Here is a 17278-nt window from a genome sequence, read left to right on the forward strand (position 1 = left end):
GCTCCCCTGCGCGGCGCCGCCGGTGTCAGGCCCGGCGACGCTCGCCTACCATGCGCTCGAGCCGCCCGAGCGCCCGGACGAGGACATCCTCGCTCGGGCCGAAAGAAAAGCGGACGTGGTGGCGGAACCGCGACGGCCGCCCCGCCCGGCGCTTGCCGGGGTTGACGTCGAAGAACTCGCCCGGCACGACGATGATCCGCTCCCCGAGGGCCGCCCGGAAGAAGCCGTAGCCGTCGGAGAGCCCCGGGGGCAGATCCGCGACCGAGCCCCAGACGTAGAACGTGCCCTCGGGCTCCGCGTCGACCGTGACGCCGATCCTGCGCAGCCCCTCGAGCATGATCTCACGCTTGTGCGAGAACGTCCGGTGGATGGCCGTCGTCTCGGCGCGGGTGTGCTCGATGGTGAGCAGCTCTGCCGCGGCGCGCTGCATCGGCTTGGAGCCGCCGCCGTCGAGGAAGCTGCCGGCGCTCGCCACCGCCTCGATGACCTCGCGCGGCCCCAGCGTCCAGGTGACGCGCCAGCCGGGGTAGCGCCAGTTCTTGGTCAGGCCGTCGAAGATCACGACCGGATCGCGGTCGACCTCCTCGACGTAGCGCGCGGCGCTCTCCATCGGGGCGACGTCGCCCATCCCGTAGATGTAGTGTGAGTAGAACTCGTCGAGCAGGAGCGCGCAATCGAGCTCCTTCGCGGTGCGGACCCAGGCGGCGAGCTCCTCGCCCCGCACGTGCTTCCCGGTCGGGTTGCAGGGGTTCGAGGCGAGGATCGCGCTCAGGCCGCGGCCCAGGATCTCGCGGCGCAGGTCGCCGACGGAGAACGAGTAGCCGCGTTCGCCCTCCAGCAGGATCGGGATCGGCGAGAACAGCCGGAAGACGTCGAGCAGCTCCTCGTAGGCGGTGTAATCGGGGAGGAAGTGGCCGAGGTTGATCTGCCCGAGCGCCGCCGCGGCGCGGGTGAGGGCGATGCGACCCCCGCCCGACACCGCCACGTTCTCGGCCGTGTAGCGCGACGGCATGCCCCGCCGGTACGCGCGGTTGTAGAGCGACGCGATCGCCTCGCGCAGCTCCCAGAGGCCGGCCACGGGCGCGTATTCCTGGTCGTCTCCGGAGATCGGCACCGCCGCGCAGCGCGCGGGCGAGCCCGGAAGCGGGCCCGTCTCCGGCTGGCCCTGCCCGAGGTTGCACCAGCCGTCCGTCCCCTCGTCGGCGCCCGCCTTGAACCCCAGGCGCGCGGCCTCGGTCGTCACGTAGATGACGCCCGTCCGCGGGACCTTCCGGAAAGCGTGGACCGCCCGGTCGTCGCCGCGCGGCGGGGCCGGCGTGTTCCCCCGGTCGGCCGCCGCCCCAGGATCGCTGGGCCGGGCCTCGTCTCCCTGGACGTCGCTTCGCTCGTCGGGGTGCTCTCGCGCTGCTTCTGTCATCGTTCGTTTCCAGGCACTTCCAGGCATGGGAGGCGCTGCCGTGGCGACCCAGCAGGAGGCGAGCGCCTCAGGCCTGCTGGGCCGTCGGCTTTCCGCCGTCCTCGCTCGCCGGCTCGGGCTGCCGCGCCCATGGCATCGTCTTACCCGAGAAGATCCAGAGCAGGTAATAGCAGAAGGCGAGTGAGACAGCGGTGAGCACCGTGTACTTGTCGTCGTTGTAGTTGAACGTGATCCAGATGAACTGGCTGAGCGCCGCCAGGCCGAACAGGGGTACCTCGATCTGGCGCTTCACCCGGGTGAGCGGCGCGCTCAAGATCATGAATGAATAGTAATAACAGGTGAGCTGCGAGAGCAGGATGACGAAGATCTGGGCGAGGCACTGGGCGACCCACAGCGAGCGGACCCGCCGGCACACGTAGACGAAGCCCGCCAGGGTCGCGGCGATGATCCCGTAGGCGATCCAGCGGTATTTCGCGTAGCGCTCGTTGCGCATCCGCTTCCAGACCTCGAACGGATCGACGAGCTTCGTGTCCTTCGTGTACTTCATGCGGCCGGACTCGACGCCCGTGCCGGGCTCGTGGCCGACGAGCACGCGGAGGCCCATGTGGTTCGTCAGCGGCGTCTGGTCGTGCACCTTGAGCGTGTGCTCGTAGAACTGCCGGTACGAGTCGGTGCCCGAGACCTTCATGCTCACCGGAATGAGCACGGCGGCCGCGAGGACGCCGCCGATCAGCACCTGCACGTGCGACCTCGCCATGCGCTTGTGGCGGACGAGGTGAATCCCGGCGACGGTGAGCCAGCCGATCACGGGCAGGCCCGGGAAGATGCGCAGGAGGCCCGCGTAGACCATGCTCGCGCCCGCGAGCTTGAAGTAGCGCTTCCGGATGAGGCAGGCCGAGAGGACCAGGTAGAAGAGCCAGTCCTGCCGGAGGAACGCGCCGCCCGTCCAGTAGAACGGCGCCGACGACTGGCAGCCCCAGAAGATCGCCGCGACGGCGAAGACCCGCCACCCGAAGGCCCAGTAGAGGGCGGCGAACATCCCGAGCAGATAGAAAATATCGAAGCCGGCGAGGAACTGGAGGTAGCGGGTGCTGGCCGGCTGGAGGTCCGCCCAGAACTTACCCATGATCGTCCAGACCGGCGGCGGGTTGTAGCCGTGGTCCTTCTGCATGTCCTCCCAGTAGCCCTTGTCCGAGGCTGTCCGGAAGAACTGCACGTCGGCCTTGAACGCGTCCCAGCGCTCCGGTGAGAAGTGCGCTTTGCAGATCTCGGGCGTGCTGAGCACCTCGCTCGCCGGCATGAGGAGGTTGTCGCCGCCGAGGTTCCGGATCTTCTTGTCCGGGTGGCGCACCTCCTTCGCCATGTCCAGCTTGACCTGCCGCCCGGTGTCCTCGTTCGTGTACGTGACGAGGCCCAGCTCGTCCTGCGCGATCAGCGCGCATTTGTAGAGGCCGTCGTACCCCATCTCCGGGAAGTACTTGGCCCCCATGTAATAATGGAACTGATCCCAGCGGTGGTAATACTTGGGATAGCCGAAGCGGAAGCCGTTGAAGTACGCGATGATGGCGGCGACACCGAGCGCCACGCCGGCGAACCGCTTCCAGCGCTCCGCGATCGGCCGGCGCATCCCCTCGCGGTGCGTCTCGTAGAAGACGCAGAGCGCGGCGCCCATCGCGATCGCCACCTTCGCCATGTCCACGGCGCGGGCGTGCTCGTCGATGTACCGGTCCAGACCATAGAAGAAGAGCGCGACGCCGCCGGCGACCGTGCTGTACCGCGCGAGCATGCGGAGCCGCGACGGGGCGAACCAGTTGAGCGCGAACGCGACGCCGAAGTAGGCGCAGAGCGCGATGACGATCTCGATGACTTGTTGTGACGTGAGCTTCATTGCCTGCGGTTCGGATCGGGATCGAGGTGACGCGGGACGCGCCGGCGGGCCTCTTCGCCGGCCTTCCACGGCAGCGCGCCCGGCGTCGGGCGCTGCTGCCGCCGCCCCGACCCGCCGCTGCGGGCTGGAGCCCGTCGGCCGGGGCGACGCCGTAGGTGCAGGACGCACCCCGTCCCGGACGGGCTCCACGGGGGAGGCGGGGCCACCTTAGCCGAAATCCCAGGAGTGTGGCGCTCTCGTTGTGGGCGCCATGGGCATCGGCCAGGTGGCGTGCGTGGGACCGGTGTGACCGGGGCGGAGCCATGTCGGCTCGACGTGCTGCGCAATTGAGCGGGCTTCCTCCGCCGAGCAGAGCTCGTGTATCGTCTCCCTTCGTGTCGAACGACAGTTTCTCTTCCGCTTCTTCGGGGGGCTCGGAGCGAGAGGGGGCCCGGGGCCCCTACGGCTTTCTCGTGCGGGTCGACGGTGCGCCGCCGCTCTGGTGCCGGGAGGTGCGGGGATTCCACCGCGCCGCCGTCGCCGCGGCCGACCCTGACGCGCTGCCTCCCGCGCAGCTCGTGCTCGTCGGCCTCGACGAGCCGGCGCGCGCGTGGCTCGCGTCGTGGGCCGAGGACAGCGAGCGCGTGCGGCGCACGCTGACGATCCGCCGGCTGCTCGACGACCGGGAAGCCACCGCGGTCGTGACGCTGGCGTCCTACGGCTACGGAGTCAACACCGCGCTCGCCGTGGAGTCGGTCGTGGTGCCCGGGGGCGACGGCCCGGCGGCCATCCTGCGCAGCGGGGTCCACACGAAGGAAGAGATCGACGCGATGCTCGCGGTCCTCGCCACGGCGCTGCCGGAGGGCGAGGAGGCGAGCTGGTTCGCGCACGTCTGACGCGCGCGGGGCCCGGTCACCGCGCGCTGATCCGCCGCGCGACGTCCTCGCCGTTGTTCCACCGGACCTGTTCCGGCAGAGCTGCGCGCTTGCGTCCTGCACGTCGTCTCGCTGGAGCGCGCCGCGCCTCGTCCTGCCGAGACGCGCCTTGAACCTCGCCCTGCCTGGCTGCTTCTCCGGTGACGCCTGCCCGGCGGCGTGGGGCGTGCGTTGTCGAACGACGCCTGCCCGGCTGCGCTGCGAGACGCGGTGGGAGCGGTGGGACGATGCGGACCGTGGGTGGACATGGGGTGGACATGGATGGAATGGAAGAGAATCGCTTTCGATGTTTCGGTGCGTGAGCCCCTTGCTCGCCTGAACAGCGGTGATACGCTGGTCCTCGGCCTCGGACGGAGCATCAGCTCCAGGATGGTCCTGCCGTGGAGCACCACGGTGCCGGGGTCGACACCAGATCGGCGGGCTCTCCGCTGATCCGCAATCGAACACCCTTGCCATGCCGGACGATCCCTTTCGATCCGGCGCGGGGTGCCGGCAAGCCGGAGGAGGGATGGACACCATGCACAGTACCAGTGGCTCTTCTATACCGGAGGCTGGGAACGGCTGACCCTCGTGGAGCGTGGACGCAGGGTCATCGGGGCCTTGCAAAACGCTACCGCGCTCGGCCAGGTCCGGCGCTCGATAACCTGTTGACTGCCATCGCGACCTCCGCGAGGCCGGCAGAGAGGGAATCGAGGAAGACTCAGGTCTTCCGGCAACGATTCTCACCGGTGCTCCGGGGCCGAATGCTCGTCGCGATGGGACAGGGGGGGCGCCGCACAGGCGGGATCAAGCGGGGTCCAGAAGGCCTCCGGTAGAGGCCCACGGGACGGGTCGGGTGCGAGCAAAGCACCCGACCCGTTTTTATTTCCATTGCCTGGGAGCGCTTTTTTGTCCTGCGCCGTGCCCGTCTGGTACGCGGGCTCGATGCGGATGCTGCTGCTCGCGCTGCTGCCGGCGTTGCCCCTTCTTCCAGCGTGCGCCGACGCCTTCGGGGATCGAGAGGCGCCGGAGCGGGGGACCGCGCTCGGCGCGTTCCACGTGGTCGGGACGCAGACGGCGAACACGTGCGGGGAGGGGGCGCTCGGCGCGAAGCGCCTGTGGGAGTTCGACGTCGAGCTCGCGCGCGGCGACGGCGCCCTCTACTGGAACAACGGCGCCAGCGTGATCGCAGGCGTCATCGACGACGACGAGGTGGGCTTCTCGATCGACGGGCGCGTGGTGGTGGACATGCGCGCCGGCGACGCGCCGCCGGGGCCGCCGTGCTCCGTCGAGCGCCGCGACCGGGCGCTCGGGCAGCTCGGCGGCAGAGGGGATGACGTCGCGGGGTTCAAGGCGACGATGTCCTTCGAGTTCGTGCCCACGGCGGGATCTCGGTGCGAGGACCTCGTCGCCGGAGAGCTCAGCGTCGCGCCGGTGGTCGCGGCGCTGCCGTGCGGCATGGCCTACGATCTCAAGGCCAAGCGGAGCGCGCTCCCGCCCGAGTGAGCGTCGGCTGGGCGTGGACCTCCGGGCGCGCGCCGCGGTAGGGTGCCACGGTCGTGAAGCACGTCATCCATTCTCTGGGCGGGCGCGGCGGGCGGCGCACCGTCCTGGTCCACGGCGGCGCGGGCAACGTCGCTCCAGAGCGGCGGCCGCTGCATGCGGCGGGGTGCCTCCGCGCGGCGCGCGAGGGAGCGCGCGTGCTCTCCGAGGGAGGGAGCGCGCTCGACGCTGTCGAGCGCGCGGTGCGCGTCCTCGAGGACGATCCGCTCTTCAACGCGGGCACGGGCGCGTGCCTCAACGAGGAGGGCCACGTCGAGCTCGACGCGTCGATCATGGAGGGCCGCGGGCTCAGGGCCGGCGCGGTCTGCGCGCTCTCGGAGTTCGCCGAGCCGATCGCGATCGCGCGCGCGGCGCTGGAGGACGGCCGGCACGTGCTGTACGCCGCGCACGGCGCCGCGCGGTTCGCGCGGATGAAGGGGTTCACGCCCGTGGGCGAGGCGGCGCTCATCACGGAGGCGGCCCGGGAGGCGCTCGCGGCGGCCCAGCAAGGCATCCGCGCGACCTCCTGGGCGGGCAACACGGTCGGCGCGGTGGCGCTCGACGAGGGCGGGCTCACCGCCGCGGCGACGAGCACGGGCGGCACCGTCAACAAGCGGGTCGGGCGGGTGGGGGACTCGCCGCTCATCGGGGCAGGGACGTACGCGGACGACGAGGCCGGGGCCGTGTCGACGACCGGCCACGGCGAGGGGATGATCCGGCTCGCGGTGGCGCACTCGGCCGTGGAGCGGATGCGCGCGGGCATCGGCGCGGTCGACGCGGCGAGCGGGATCATCGCGCACCTGGCGGAGCGCCTCGACATCACCGGGGGCGTCATTGCGCTCGATCGGGCTGGGCGGTTCGGGCTGGCGCGATCGACCGCGACCATGTCGTGGGCGGCGGTCGGCGATTGGGGCGAGGAAAGCGGTGTGTGAATTCGCTTTACAGAGAACCCGGATTATTCCATGGTCGATGTTCATTGCGTGACGCCCCTTCCTCGGGCACGGGCGGGGCAGGGGGGACCGGCGGCTCTGCCGATGGCGGAGGCGGGGGCGGCGACGGCGGGGGCGGCGCGTCGACGCCTGGCGGGAGCGGGGCTGTCGATACGGGGGAGTACCGCAACCTCTTCGTCGAGAACGGGCGCACGCAGGACGAGGTGAACGCCAAGATCGCGGCCGCCTGGGACCATCTCTTCAAGGGTGATCCGGCCGAAGAGGCCGTCTATTTCGAGCAGGAGGAGAACGCCAACGGCCCGCTCGCGCAGATCCGCGACATCGCGAGCGCGGACGTGCGCTCGGAGGGCATGAGCTACGGCATGATGATCGCCGTCCAGACAGACCATCAGGCGGAGTTCAACGCGCTCTGGAACTGGGCGAAGACAACCATGTTCCACGCCGACGAGACGCACCCGGCGTACGGGTATTTCTCGTGGCAGATGAACTTCGACGGCACCCCGCTGGACGAGATGCCGGCGCCGGACGGCGAGGAGTACTTCGCGACGGCGCTTTATTTCGCGTCGGGGCGCTGGGGCAACGGTGAGGGCATCTACAATTACCGGGCGGAGGCGGATCGCTTGCTCGACCTGATGAAGAACCGACCGGACATCACCGGGGAGTCCTTCGGGAACGGGGAGACGCGCACGACGACCGGGTCGACGCTCTTCAACACCGAGAACCACCAGATCCGCTTCACGCCGGACGCGGGGAACTTCGAGACCAACGGGGACCACACCGATCCAGGCGCTGAGCGCCGACCACTCCTCGGGGCTCGTCGCCATGAACGCGGTCGCCAGCCTGGCGGCCAAAGGCCCGCGATCCGCCGATTTCGTCCAGGCGCTCTGGGACCTCGATCCCCCGAGCGGGCAGTACGGCTACTACGACGGCATGCTGTATTTCATGGCGCTGCTGCACGCGAGCGGCGAGTTCAAGGCGTACGCGCCGCAGTGAGGCGCGGCGGCGCGCAGATTCGTGTGATCCGGGCTCCGTCGAGCGACGCGATGAGCCCGTGGCGCACGAATCTGCGCCCCGCTATAGTCCGCCGCCCCCATGATCCCCGCCGGTCCTCTGCCCATCACCCCGCTGTCCTCGCCGCCGGATCGGATCTGGCGGGTCCCTGGCTCGAAGAGCATCACGAACCGCGCGCTCGTGCTGGCTGCGCTCGCCGACGGCGAGAGCACGCTGGATGGGGTGCTCCATAGCGACGACACGCGGCACATGCGGTCCGCGCTGGAAGCGCTGGGGATCGGGATCGAGGACGCCGGGCCGCACACGCTGGTGGTGAAGGGGGGGCGGGGCCGGCTGCGCGCGCCGGGGCGCGAGCTGTTCATCGGGAACAGCGGCACCACGGTGCGGTTCCTCGCGGCGCTCGCGTGCCTCGTGCCGGGCGAGGTGGTGCTGGTCGGCGACGAGCACATGGCGAAGCGGCCGATCGCCGATCTGGTCGACGGCCTCAGGCAGCTCGGGGCGGACGTGGAGTGCGCGACCGGGTGCCCGCCGCTCCGGATCCGGGGCGGCCGGCTGAAGGGCGGCACGATGACGATGCGCGGCGACCGCTCCAGCCAGTACTTCTCGGCGGTGATGATGGCAGGCCCCTTCGCCGACGCGGCCATCGACCTGCGCGTGGCCGGCGAGCTGGTCAGTCGCCCCTACGTCGAGATCACGCGGCGCATGGTCGCGGATTTCGGCGGTCGCATCGACGAGGCCGCGGGCGGGTTCACGGTCCATCCCGCCGCGGGGTACCGCCCGCGGGCGTACCCGATCGAGCCCGACGCGTCGTCCGCGAGCTATCCGTTCGCGCTCGCCGCGGCCGCGGGCGGCGCCATCACCGTGCCCGGACTTTCCGAGGGGGCGTTGCAGGGAGATTACCGGTTCGTCGAGCTCCTGGAGCAGGCAGGCGCGCGCGTGAGCCGGCAGGCCGACGCCACCACCGTGCGCAGCGACGGGCGCCTGCGCGGCATCGACGTCGACATGCACCACATCTCGGACACCGTGATGACGCTGGCCGCGATCGCTCCGCTCCTCGAGGGGCCGACGACGATCCGGAACGTGGCGAACATCCGGATCAAGGAGACGGACCGCCTCGCCGCCACGGTCGCGGAGCTCCGCCGCCTGGGCCAGGAGGTGACCCACGGCGACGACTGGCTCCGTATCGAGCCTCGGCCGCTGACGCCCGCGCTCGTGCGCAGCTACAGCGACCACCGCATGGCGATGAGCTTCGCGATCCTGGGGCTGTGCCGGCCGGGGATCACCATCGAGGATCCGGCCTGCGTCGCGAAGACGTACCCGACGTTCTGGGAGGACGTCGATGCGTGCTCCCGCGCGGCAGGCGCGGCGCCCGCCGTGTGATCCCGGCCCGCGCCGCCGGTCGGGCGCTCAAGAGACGGCGCGCGCGACCCTCTGCGCGAGCTCCATAACACACGCGCGCCGGGCCCCAGGTCAGAGGCGGGGCCGCGCGTTCTCGTCGAGCCAGTCGAGCGCCTCGTCCATCACCCGCTCGGCGTCCGGCAGCGCTCCGTGGTGCGCGCCGGGCATCTCCCGGTAGACCGCCGGTATCTTCGCGGCGAGGAGCCCGCTCGCGCCGTCCTTCATGCGGTACGTGGCATCGAGCTCGCCGCTGATCATCACCGCTCCCCGGATGTCCCGGAGGCGCGCGGCCGAAGGCGTGGTGGGGGCGCCGAGCAGCACCAGCCGCGAGTACCGCTCCGGCCACCGCTCCGCGAGCCGCTCCGCGATATAGGCACCCTGCGAGTAACCGATGACCACGAGGTCCTCCGCCTCGCCGCCGCACGCCGCCAGCGCGCTCCGGATGCGGCCGTCCTGCTCCTCGGCGTCGGGCGAGTACTTGCTGAACACCCCGCCGGCGCCGCAGGGCACGTTGCCCTGGAGCCCGAGCACCCCGCCGTGCTCCCGCGCCGCCCTCGCGAAAGCCTGCACGTAGCCCAGCCCGTGCCCGCACATGCCATGAAGGAACACCATCCGCGGACACGCGCCGAGAGGCCCGGTGACGACGAACGCCGGCCGATCGCCAGGCACGGGCACCTCGGTCGCCACGAGCGGCGGCTCGACGGGCTGCTGTTCGACCATGGCGGACTGTGCAGGGCGCTCCTCCGCGAGCGCACGTTCCTCCTTGCCACACCCCGTCGCCAGCGCCGCGAGGCCGAGTCCGGATATAGCTATGGCGGAAATCTTCATCTTCCTGGCGTTGGGCCACGATCGGCTCACCGCAAGCGGTCCGGTTCACCCGCGGGGGTTTCCGCTCACCCGGCGAGCAGAGCGGTTTGCCCTTTCTGACGGATGAGTTGTCCGTTATGACGGATACTGGCCTGGCTGGCGCGGCTCCCCGGGATCGTCGCGCCGCGCGCCCGCGGCGCCGAGGCGCGCAAGGAACAGCCTGGCATCGCAGCAGGGGAGTACGTCCCGCGCTGCGAGAGACGATCGATCGCAAGGACGGCAAGGAGCAGACCGATGGGTGATCGCGGCTTGGGGTATTTCGGCGAGCGGTACGGCAGCGAGGGACCGGCGCCCCGCTTCGCGCAGTGGAACGAGGTGATCGAGGCGCTGCTCGGGCATCGCTCGGTGCGGCGTTACGCGCCGAAGCCGCTCCCGGAGGGCACGCTCGAGCTGCTCGTGGCCGCGGCGCAGTCGGCGCCGAGCTCCTCGAACCTGCAGCTCTGGAGCGTGCTCTCGGTGGAGGACGCCGAGCGGCGACGGCGCCTCTCGGAGCTCGCCGGCGGCCAGGCGCACATCCGCGCGTGTCGAGTCGGCCCAGGCGCTGCGCGGGCGCGACCGGCTGCGCGCGGCGCTCCTGGCGATGGGTTTCCAGCTGCAGTAGTCGCGGCGCAGGGGTCGAGGCGCGCTCGAGGTGCCGCGGAGGTGCGCCCGGAGCAGCACCGGGGCAGCAGCCCTTGGTGCCTCTCCAGCAACGAGGGGGGCGCCCGCCGGATCGACGCGGGGAAAGGGGCCATGGCATGTCGGCTGCAATCGCAGTGAAGTGAAGTGAAGAGGGGCGGATAAGGCAGCTGGCCTGAACAAGGGAGCCTTCCCATCATGAGCGAGGAACTGGAGCCTGAGGGCGAGGTCGGACGCGTCCTCGACGGGAGCGACACGCTGGCGCTGGAGGCCGACGTCCTGGTGCTGGGCGGCGGGCCCGCCGGGACCTGGGCGGCGCTCGCCGCGGCGGCGAAGGGCGCGCGCGTCGTGCTCGCGGACAAGGGGTATTGCGGCAGCAGCGGCGCCACGGCGCCTTCGGGGGTCGGCGTGTGGTACGTGCCCCCGGTCCCCGAGATGCGCGAGGCGGCCAAGGCCAGCCGAGAGGGGCTGGGCGGCTTCCTCGCGGACCGGGGCTGGATGGACCGCGTGCTCGACAGGACGTGGGCCAGCGTGAACGACCTCGCGACCTGGGGTTATCCGTTTCCTGTCGACGACAGCGGGCAGCCCGTCCGCCGCAGCCTGCAAGGCCCCGAGTACATGCGCCTCATGCGCAAGCGGGTGAAGCTCGCGGGCGTCCGCATCCTCGATCACAGCCCCGCGATCGAGCTCCTCGTCGACGCGAGCGGCGTGGTCGCCGGGGCGTCCGGCATCTGCCGGCAGCTCGGGCACAGGTGGGTGGTGAGGGCCGGGGCCGTGGTGATCGCCACCGGCGGCTGCGCGTTCCTGAGCAAGGCGCTCGGCACCAACGTCCTCACCGGCGATGGAGGGCTGATGGCCGCCGAGGCGGGCGCCGACATGTCAGGGATGGAGTTCTCCAGCGCCTACGCGATCGCCCCGGCCTTCGCGTCGGTCACCAAGACCCTCTTCTACAACTGGGCGACGTTCTATTACGAGGACGGGCGCGTCATCGAGGGGGCCGGCTCGCAGCGCGGCCGGTCCGTGATCGCGGAGACCCTCCTCACGCAGCCGGTCTACGCCCAGCTCGACAAGGCCGACGAGGCGCTCCAGGCGTGGATGCGCACGGCCCAGCCGAACTTCTTCCTTCCCTTCGATCGCGCCGGCATCGACCCCTTCCGGCAGCGGTTCCCCGTCACGCTGCGGCTCGAGGGCACCGTGCGCGGCACGGGCGGGATCCGCATCACCAGCCACGGCTGCGCCACATCGGCGCCGGGGCTCTACGCCGCCGGAGACGCCGCGACGCGAGAGCTCATCTGCGGCGGATTCACGGGCGGCGGCAGCCACAACGCCGCGTGGGCCATCTCCTCGGGCCAGTGGGCCGGCGAGGGAGCAGCCCTGTTCGCGCGCAGCGTCGGCCCGAGCGCCGGCCGGCGGGTCGTCGAAGGGGCCGGCCGCGCCGCGCTCCCGGCGGCGGGCGGGACGAGGCCGCTCGACGCGGAGGGGGTGATCCGGTCGGTGCAAGACGAGGTGTTCCCGTACGACAAGAACCTCTTCCGCACCGCGCGGGGGCTCGCGGCCTCGCTCGACAGGCTCGATGGGCTGTGGCGGGAGGTGCGGCAGGCCTCGCCCGGGGCGGCGGTGCGCGGGGCCGTGCGGGCGCGGGAGAGCGCCGCGATGGTGGCCACCGCGCGCTGGATGTTCAACGCGGCGCGCGCGCGCACCGAGACGCGCGGCATGCACAAACACACGGACCATCCCGGGCTCGACCCGGCGCAGCAGCGGCGCCTGATCACCGGCGGTCTGGACCACGTGTGGGTGCGCCCCGAGTCCCCCGCGCCGGCGTCGATCGGCGGGGCCGCGGCGGAGGCGCAGGCGCCATGATCGAGCTCGTCAGCGATGCCCGGTGCATCGGGTGCGATCTCTGCGTCGATGTCTGCCCCACCGACGTGTTCGACCGCGTGCCGGGCGGCGCGCCGGTCATCGCCCGGCAGGGGGACTGCCAGACGTGCTTCATGTGTGAGGCCTACTGCCCGGTGGACGCGCTCTACGTGGCCCCGGAGGCGGAGCGGCCGGTCGCCGTGGACGAGGGACGGCTCGAGGCGTCCGGGCTGCTCGGGAGCTACCGGGCCGCGGTGGGGTGGGGCACCCGGCGCAAGCCGGGCGCCGCCGCCGACGAGACGTTCCGCGTCCTCACGGTCGCTCGCCAGACCTAGAGGCGCCGCGAGCGCCTCCGCGTGCCTTCACGGCAGCAGCCCCCCATCCCCATCCCCGCCACAACGGGTCTCGCGGTGAGCCGTTCGAGCGCGAGCACCTGCTGCCCTGAAGGGGCTCGGGCCAGTCGAGTCCGCTGTCCTCAGGTGCGTGGCGGTAAATTTTCAACGCCCGAGAAATCGTGCGTCCCGTGCAATTCTCATGACCGACTTCGCCCTGCTCTCACAACCTGGGTGAGAAACGAGGCCACCATTCCGCTCACGGCCGGGAGGCAAGGCGCCGACCGGACGATGAGGGGCCGCGCGAGGTATGCATGAGACGACCTGTTTTCTTGATTTGCTTTTCGCTCGCTTCCGCTCACCTGGCATGCGGATCGAGCGGTGAACCCGGAACCGGCTCGGACGGGGCCGGCGGGGAGGGCGCCGGGACGGGCAGCGGCGCGACAGGCGCGGCGTCCAGCGGCAGCGGCAGCGGCGCGGGCACCAGCGCTGCGTCCGGCAGCGGCGGCGCCGGGACGAGCGCCGCGACTGGCAGCGGCGGCGCCGGGACGAGCGCCGCGACCGGCAGCGGCGGCGCGGGCGCGGGCGAACCGACGGGGTTCGCGCAGATGGAAGACCTCGACCGCGGTGTCGTGGCCGTGCCCACGGAAGGCGGCACGTACGTGGGCTTTCGCCTGTTCGGCTACGACCCCGACGACATCGCGTTCAACGTCTACCGCGACGGCGCCAAGGTCAACGCCGCGCCGCTCGCGGACTCCACGAACCTCGTGGACCGCGGCGGCTCTCCGAGCTCGGTCTACACCGTGCGCCCCGTCATCGGCGGCGTCGAGCAAGGCGAGTCGGAGTCCGCGCCCGTGTGGAAGGATGGAACCCTGTCCATCCCGACGACGCCGCCGCCCGCAGGGGACGGCTACACGTACTCGAGCGGCGATGGCAGCGTGGGAGACGTGGACGGCGACGGGCGTTACGAGATCATCCTCAAGTGGGATCCGTCGAACCTCCAGGACAACTCGAAGGCCGGCCGCACCGGCAAGACCTACCTCGACGCGTACTCGCTCGACGGCAAACGGCTCTGGCGCATCGATCTCGGCGTGAACATCCGGGCCGGAGCGCACTACTCGCCGTTCCTCGTGTACGATCTCGACGGCGACGGGAAGGCGGAGGTGGCCGTCAAGACGGCGCCGGGGACGCGCGATGGGAGGGGCGAGTACCTGAGCAAGGGGCCCGCGGCCGGCGATGACGATTCCAAGGATTACCGCAACAACGACGGCTATATCCTCACCGGCCCGGAGTACCTCACCGTGTTCGCCGGCGACACCGGCGCAGAGCTCGCCACGACCGAGTTCAAGGTCGGGCGTAGCGACCCGTGCAGCTGGGGCAACAACGAGTGTTATGGCAATCGCGTCGACCGCTTCGTCGGCACCATCGCGTTCCTCGACGACACGGGGCGCCCGAGCGTTGTGTTCGGGCGCGGCTATTACGCGCGCACCACGCTCTCGGCCTGGAACTACCGCGACGGCGCGCTCTCGAACCTCTGGACGTTCGACTCCAGCTCGAGCCGCGCCAACGAGGCGTTCGGCGGCAAGGGCTGCCACTCCATCAGCGTCGCGAACGTGGACGACGACCCGCAGCAGGAGATCATCAACGGCGGCGCCACGTTCGACGACGACGGCAAGGGCCTCTGCGCCGTGGACTATTATGCTCACGGCGACGCGCTGCACGTCACGGATCACATCCCGTCGCGCCCTGGCCTCGAGGTGTTCCAGCCGTACGAGGGCGGCGAGTCGCCCGCCTACGCCATGCGCGACGCCCGGACGTGCGAGGTCGTATGGAAGGGGCCAGGCAACGGCGGCGAGGAGGGCCCTGGCCGGGGCGTGGCGGCGGATGTCGACCCGCGCAGCCCCGGCAGCGAGGCGTGGGTCAACAACAGCGAGCTGCTGCGCGGCTCGGACGGCGGTCGCGTCGGGAGCCGGCCTGCGTCGAGCAACTTCCTCATCTGGTGGGACGCGGACCTGAGCCGGGAGCTCCTCGACGGCAACGGCATCCGCCAGGCCGACGGCCAAGGGGGGAACTTCACGGCCGCCGGGTGTACCTCGAACAACGGCACGAAGAGCTCGCCGACGCTCAGCGCCGACATCCTGGGCGACTGGCGTGAAGAGGTGATCTTCCGCTGCGGCGATTCCATACGCATCTTCACCACGAACCAGGTCGCGACGAACCGGATCTACACCCTGATGCACGACCCGCAGTACCGCGTTGCCATCTCGTGGCAAAACGGCGCCTACAACCAGCCGCCTCACCCGAGCTTCCATATCGGGGAGGGGATGGCTGCAGCGCCGAAGCCGGATATCCACGTCCGCTGAGACACCGGCGCTAGCGAGTCGCCTCGCTCGACTCAACATCTGAAGCCGACGGCCTGGCTACCGAGTCACCACGCATCGAAAGGGCCGCCCTCACTGCACAGACTGCCTGTGAGCGTTCACAAGGTTTATAAATACACGAGTACAGTACATTCGTTAACACCGTTGACGAAGTTCGCGTGCCGCTGGTAGAGTGGTGTTACCTGCCCGCGGTGAGGCGGGTTGCGCCTGACGGACTGAGCCTAACGGCCTGAGAGCCTGAGAGAGCGACATGCGATTTATCGACCTGCACCAGGGTTCTGCGACCGACCTCCGTACATCCCGGCGGGGCCTGGCCACGCTCGCCGCGCTGGCCGCGTTGTTGATCAGCGCGTGCGCCGGTGACGATGGCAACTCGTTGAGCGGCGCGTCGGAGGGCGGCGCGGGAGGACCTGACGCGACGGGCGGGACGGGCGGGGCGGGCTCGCAATCGAGCGTGAACTCAGGTTCTGGGGCGGGCACCGGCGCGGGCTCGCAGGCGAGCACGGGCGCGGATTCGGGCTCGGGCTCGGGCTCGGGTGCGGGCACCGGAGGCGCCGGTGTCGGCGGCGGTCCGGACGACCATCCTGCGTACGACCACTGCGTGAGCGGGTACATGCCGCACCCGAGCGACTCGGATCCCAACATGAAGGACGGCCCGGCGGAGTTCTATCCGCCCGGCAACAACAGCCCGGACATCGTTGATACGACGGTGCAGCCCCAGGTGCTGGACTGGATGTATGAGAACCGGTGGCAGGACGCTCACGTCGAGTGGCACGCGATCCGCGCCTGCAACTTCGGGGGCGCCGGGAGCAAGGTGGGCATCTGCAAATTCAAGCAGCTGGTCCCGCAGGATCAGAACTGTCAGTCCGCCGGCGACGGCTATCAGTTCCTTGTGTTCCACCGCCACATGATCCAGGCGCTGCAGCAGCTCTGGCCCAATCATAAAGAGCAGTTCACGGGCTTCACCAAGTTCCCGACCAAGGCGGAAGATGTGCCGCCCCAGTGGCGCTCCGCGTGGAAGAACTGGGACGCGGCCGCCCTCGAAGCCGGGAAAATCGGCGATGAGATCGACAAGCCCGAGAACCTCGCGAGGTTCAAGGACGAAGGCGAGCTCGGCTTCTGGCTTCAGTGCAACGTGGGGCAGAAGCTGGCGGGGGCGACCAACATGCCGTGGGTGGGCCTCCACTTCGTTCTGCACGCCAAGTGGGCGCGGCCGGGCAACACGACGCACGGTGTGAACAACACCAACGCGAACATCGACAACTACATGTTCTGGAAACTCCACGGCTGGATCGACAACGTGTGGGAGAAGTACCGGCGCGCCAAGGGGTTGTTGCCGACGGATCAGAAGCTGAAGGATGATCTCGTCGCGCAGTGCCGCGAGATGGATACCGAGATCAAGATCATCAAGGAGAACCTGGACCCCGAGGATGTCAGGGATCCCAATGCGCCTTTGCCGGACGAGTCCGGATACTTCCATGAGAAGGTGCGGCCCATCTTCGAGAGCGCGACGAACCTGTGCAGCGGCTGCCACGCCGAGTCGGGCCCCAACGCGGGGCTGTCGCTCGGTGGCCGCCTCAGCTCCAAGGAGATCGTCGACGGTCTGGTCAACGTGGCCTCCCGCGGCGGCGGCCAGTTCAAGCTCGTCGTCCCGGGCGACCCCGACCATAGCTGGCTCTACCTCAAGGCCGCCGGCAAGGCGGAAGCCGCGGGTTGCCAGCAGTCCTCCACGGCGCAGTGCATCTCGGGCGTGATGCCGCCCAGCACGGGGGGGCCGACGGTCAGCCCGGCGCAGCTCGAGATCTTGCGCAAATGGATCACGGACGGCGCCCCGGGACCGACCTGATCCTGGCGAACGCTTGAGGTCGGCGGGAATCCGAGCTGCCGGCCTCACGACATTCGGGGCTCGGGGGGCGCCATCCGCGCTTTCAGGCGTCAGAAGTACCCAGGGCGCTCCGCCTCTCTCCTGGCATCCCCCACATCGATCCCGTTGCTCGCCCTGTGGCATAGGCGTTAACCAGGCTTCGCGCCGCGTTCTCCTACATCCTAACGTTACGTTTACGTGGTCGTGGTCGTTTACGGCTTACCGTTGACGACCACGTTCACGTAAACGTTGACGTTCAC

The 17278-nt window shown here is 70.3% G+C and carries 12 protein-coding genes and 1 pseudogene; 10 read left to right on the forward strand and 3 right to left on the reverse strand.

The features are described from left to right. Window positions 1-25 precede the first annotated feature (25 nt). Both WME97_RS16585 and WME97_RS16590 read right to left on the reverse strand, forming a co-directional pair. A complete protein-coding gene (locus WME97_RS16585) occupies window positions 26-1417 on the reverse strand; it encodes a pyridoxal phosphate-dependent aminotransferase (protein WP_437552880.1) in 1392 nt (463 codons plus the stop codon). 67 nt (window positions 1418-1484) lie between these two features. Further along, window positions 1485-3305, reverse strand: a complete 1821-nt coding sequence (locus WME97_RS16590; protein WP_437552881.1) for a hypothetical protein — start codon at window positions 3303-3305, stop codon at window positions 1485-1487. Window positions 3306-3679: 374 nt separating this feature from the next. Between WME97_RS16590 and WME97_RS16595 the strand changes: the two genes are divergently transcribed. From WME97_RS16595 to aroA, 5 genes are all read left to right on the forward strand, one after another. Next, window positions 3680-4180, forward strand: a complete 501-nt coding sequence (locus tag WME97_RS16595; protein WP_437552882.1) for a hypothetical protein — start codon at window positions 3680-3682, stop codon at window positions 4178-4180. Between the two features lie 963 nt (window positions 4181-5143). Then, on the forward strand, window positions 5144-5704 hold the full coding sequence (locus WME97_RS16600; RefSeq protein ID WP_437552883.1) for a hypothetical protein: 561 nt from the start codon (window positions 5144-5146) through the stop codon (window positions 5702-5704). A 53-nt stretch (window positions 5705-5757) separates the two neighbouring features. Beyond that, window positions 5758-6672, forward strand: coding sequence for an isoaspartyl peptidase/L-asparaginase (locus WME97_RS16605; protein WP_437552884.1), 915 nt, complete (start codon window positions 5758-5760; stop codon window positions 6670-6672). Between the two features lie 221 nt (window positions 6673-6893). Then, on the forward strand, window positions 6894-7934 hold the full coding sequence (locus WME97_RS16610; protein ID WP_437552885.1) for a glycosyl hydrolase family 8: 1041 nt from the start codon (window positions 6894-6896) through the stop codon (window positions 7932-7934). Next, complete coding sequence (gene aroA / locus WME97_RS16615; RefSeq protein WP_437555399.1) at window positions 7837-9081, forward strand: 3-phosphoshikimate 1-carboxyvinyltransferase; 1245 nt, start codon at window positions 7837-7839, stop codon at window positions 9079-9081. The genes WME97_RS16610 and aroA overlap by 98 nt, the downstream gene beginning before the upstream one ends. Window positions 9082-9171: 90 nt before the next feature. Here aroA and WME97_RS16620 read toward each other — a convergent pair whose 3' ends face one another. Then, complete coding sequence (locus WME97_RS16620; RefSeq protein ID WP_437552886.1) at window positions 9172-9819, reverse strand: alpha/beta hydrolase; 648 nt, start codon at window positions 9817-9819, stop codon at window positions 9172-9174. A 381-nt stretch (window positions 9820-10200) separates the two neighbouring features. Between WME97_RS16620 and WME97_RS16625 the strand changes: the two are divergent. The 5 genes and pseudogenes from WME97_RS16625 to WME97_RS16645 all read left to right on the forward strand — a co-directional run. Continuing rightward, window positions 10201-10485: pseudogene (locus WME97_RS16625) on the forward strand (nitroreductase family protein); the annotation flags it as partial. A gap of 297 nt (window positions 10486-10782) precedes the next feature. Continuing rightward, the gene (locus WME97_RS16630; protein ID WP_437552887.1) at window positions 10783-12444 is read left to right on the forward strand and encodes an FAD-binding protein; all 1662 of its coding nucleotides are present in this window, start codon (window positions 10783-10785) and stop codon (window positions 12442-12444) included. Further along, on the forward strand, window positions 12441-12776 hold the full coding sequence (locus WME97_RS16635) for a 4Fe-4S binding protein (RefSeq protein ID WP_437552888.1): 336 nt from the start codon (window positions 12441-12443) through the stop codon (window positions 12774-12776). Before WME97_RS16630 ends, WME97_RS16635 begins: the two co-directional genes overlap by 4 nt. Before the next feature lie 311 nt (window positions 12777-13087). Next, window positions 13088-15136 (forward strand): rhamnogalacturonan lyase, encoded by a 2049-nt coding sequence (locus WME97_RS16640; RefSeq protein WP_437552889.1) that lies wholly within the window; start codon window positions 13088-13090, stop codon window positions 15134-15136. Between the two features lie 268 nt (window positions 15137-15404). Continuing rightward, the gene (locus WME97_RS16645; protein ID WP_437552890.1) at window positions 15405-17000 is read left to right on the forward strand and encodes a hypothetical protein; all 1596 of its coding nucleotides are present in this window, start codon (window positions 15405-15407) and stop codon (window positions 16998-17000) included. Window positions 17001-17278: the final 278 nt, after the last annotated feature.

Origin of the sequence: Sorangium sp. So ce367, assembly GCF_051520455.1 — a bacterium.
Taxonomy (GTDB): domain Bacteria; phylum Myxococcota_A; class Polyangia; order Polyangiales; family Polyangiaceae; genus Sorangium; species Sorangium cellulosum_B.

Coding starts and splice junctions, on each gene's coding strand:
- WME97_RS16590 (WP_437552881.1), bottom strand. CDS start 3,305: ATGAAGCTCACGTCACAACAAGTCATCGAGATCGTCATCGCGCTCTGC.
- WME97_RS16620 (WP_437552886.1), bottom strand. CDS start 9,819: ATGGTCGAACAGCAGCCCGTCGAGCCGCCGCTCGTGGCGACCGAGGTG.
- WME97_RS16640 (WP_437552889.1), top strand. CDS start 13,088: ATGAGACGACCTGTTTTCTTGATTTGCTTTTCGCTCGCTTCCGCTCAC.
- WME97_RS16630 (WP_437552887.1), top strand. CDS start 10,783: ATGAGCGAGGAACTGGAGCCTGAGGGCGAGGTCGGACGCGTCCTCGAC.
- WME97_RS16585 (WP_437552880.1), bottom strand. CDS start 1,417: ATGACAGAAGCAGCGCGAGAGCACCCCGACGAGCGAAGCGACGTCCAG.
- WME97_RS16600 (WP_437552883.1), top strand. CDS start 5,144: ATGCGGATGCTGCTGCTCGCGCTGCTGCCGGCGTTGCCCCTTCTTCCA.
- WME97_RS16635 (WP_437552888.1), top strand. CDS start 12,441: ATGATCGAGCTCGTCAGCGATGCCCGGTGCATCGGGTGCGATCTCTGC.
- WME97_RS16645 (WP_437552890.1), top strand. CDS start 15,405: ATGCGATTTATCGACCTGCACCAGGGTTCTGCGACCGACCTCCGTACA.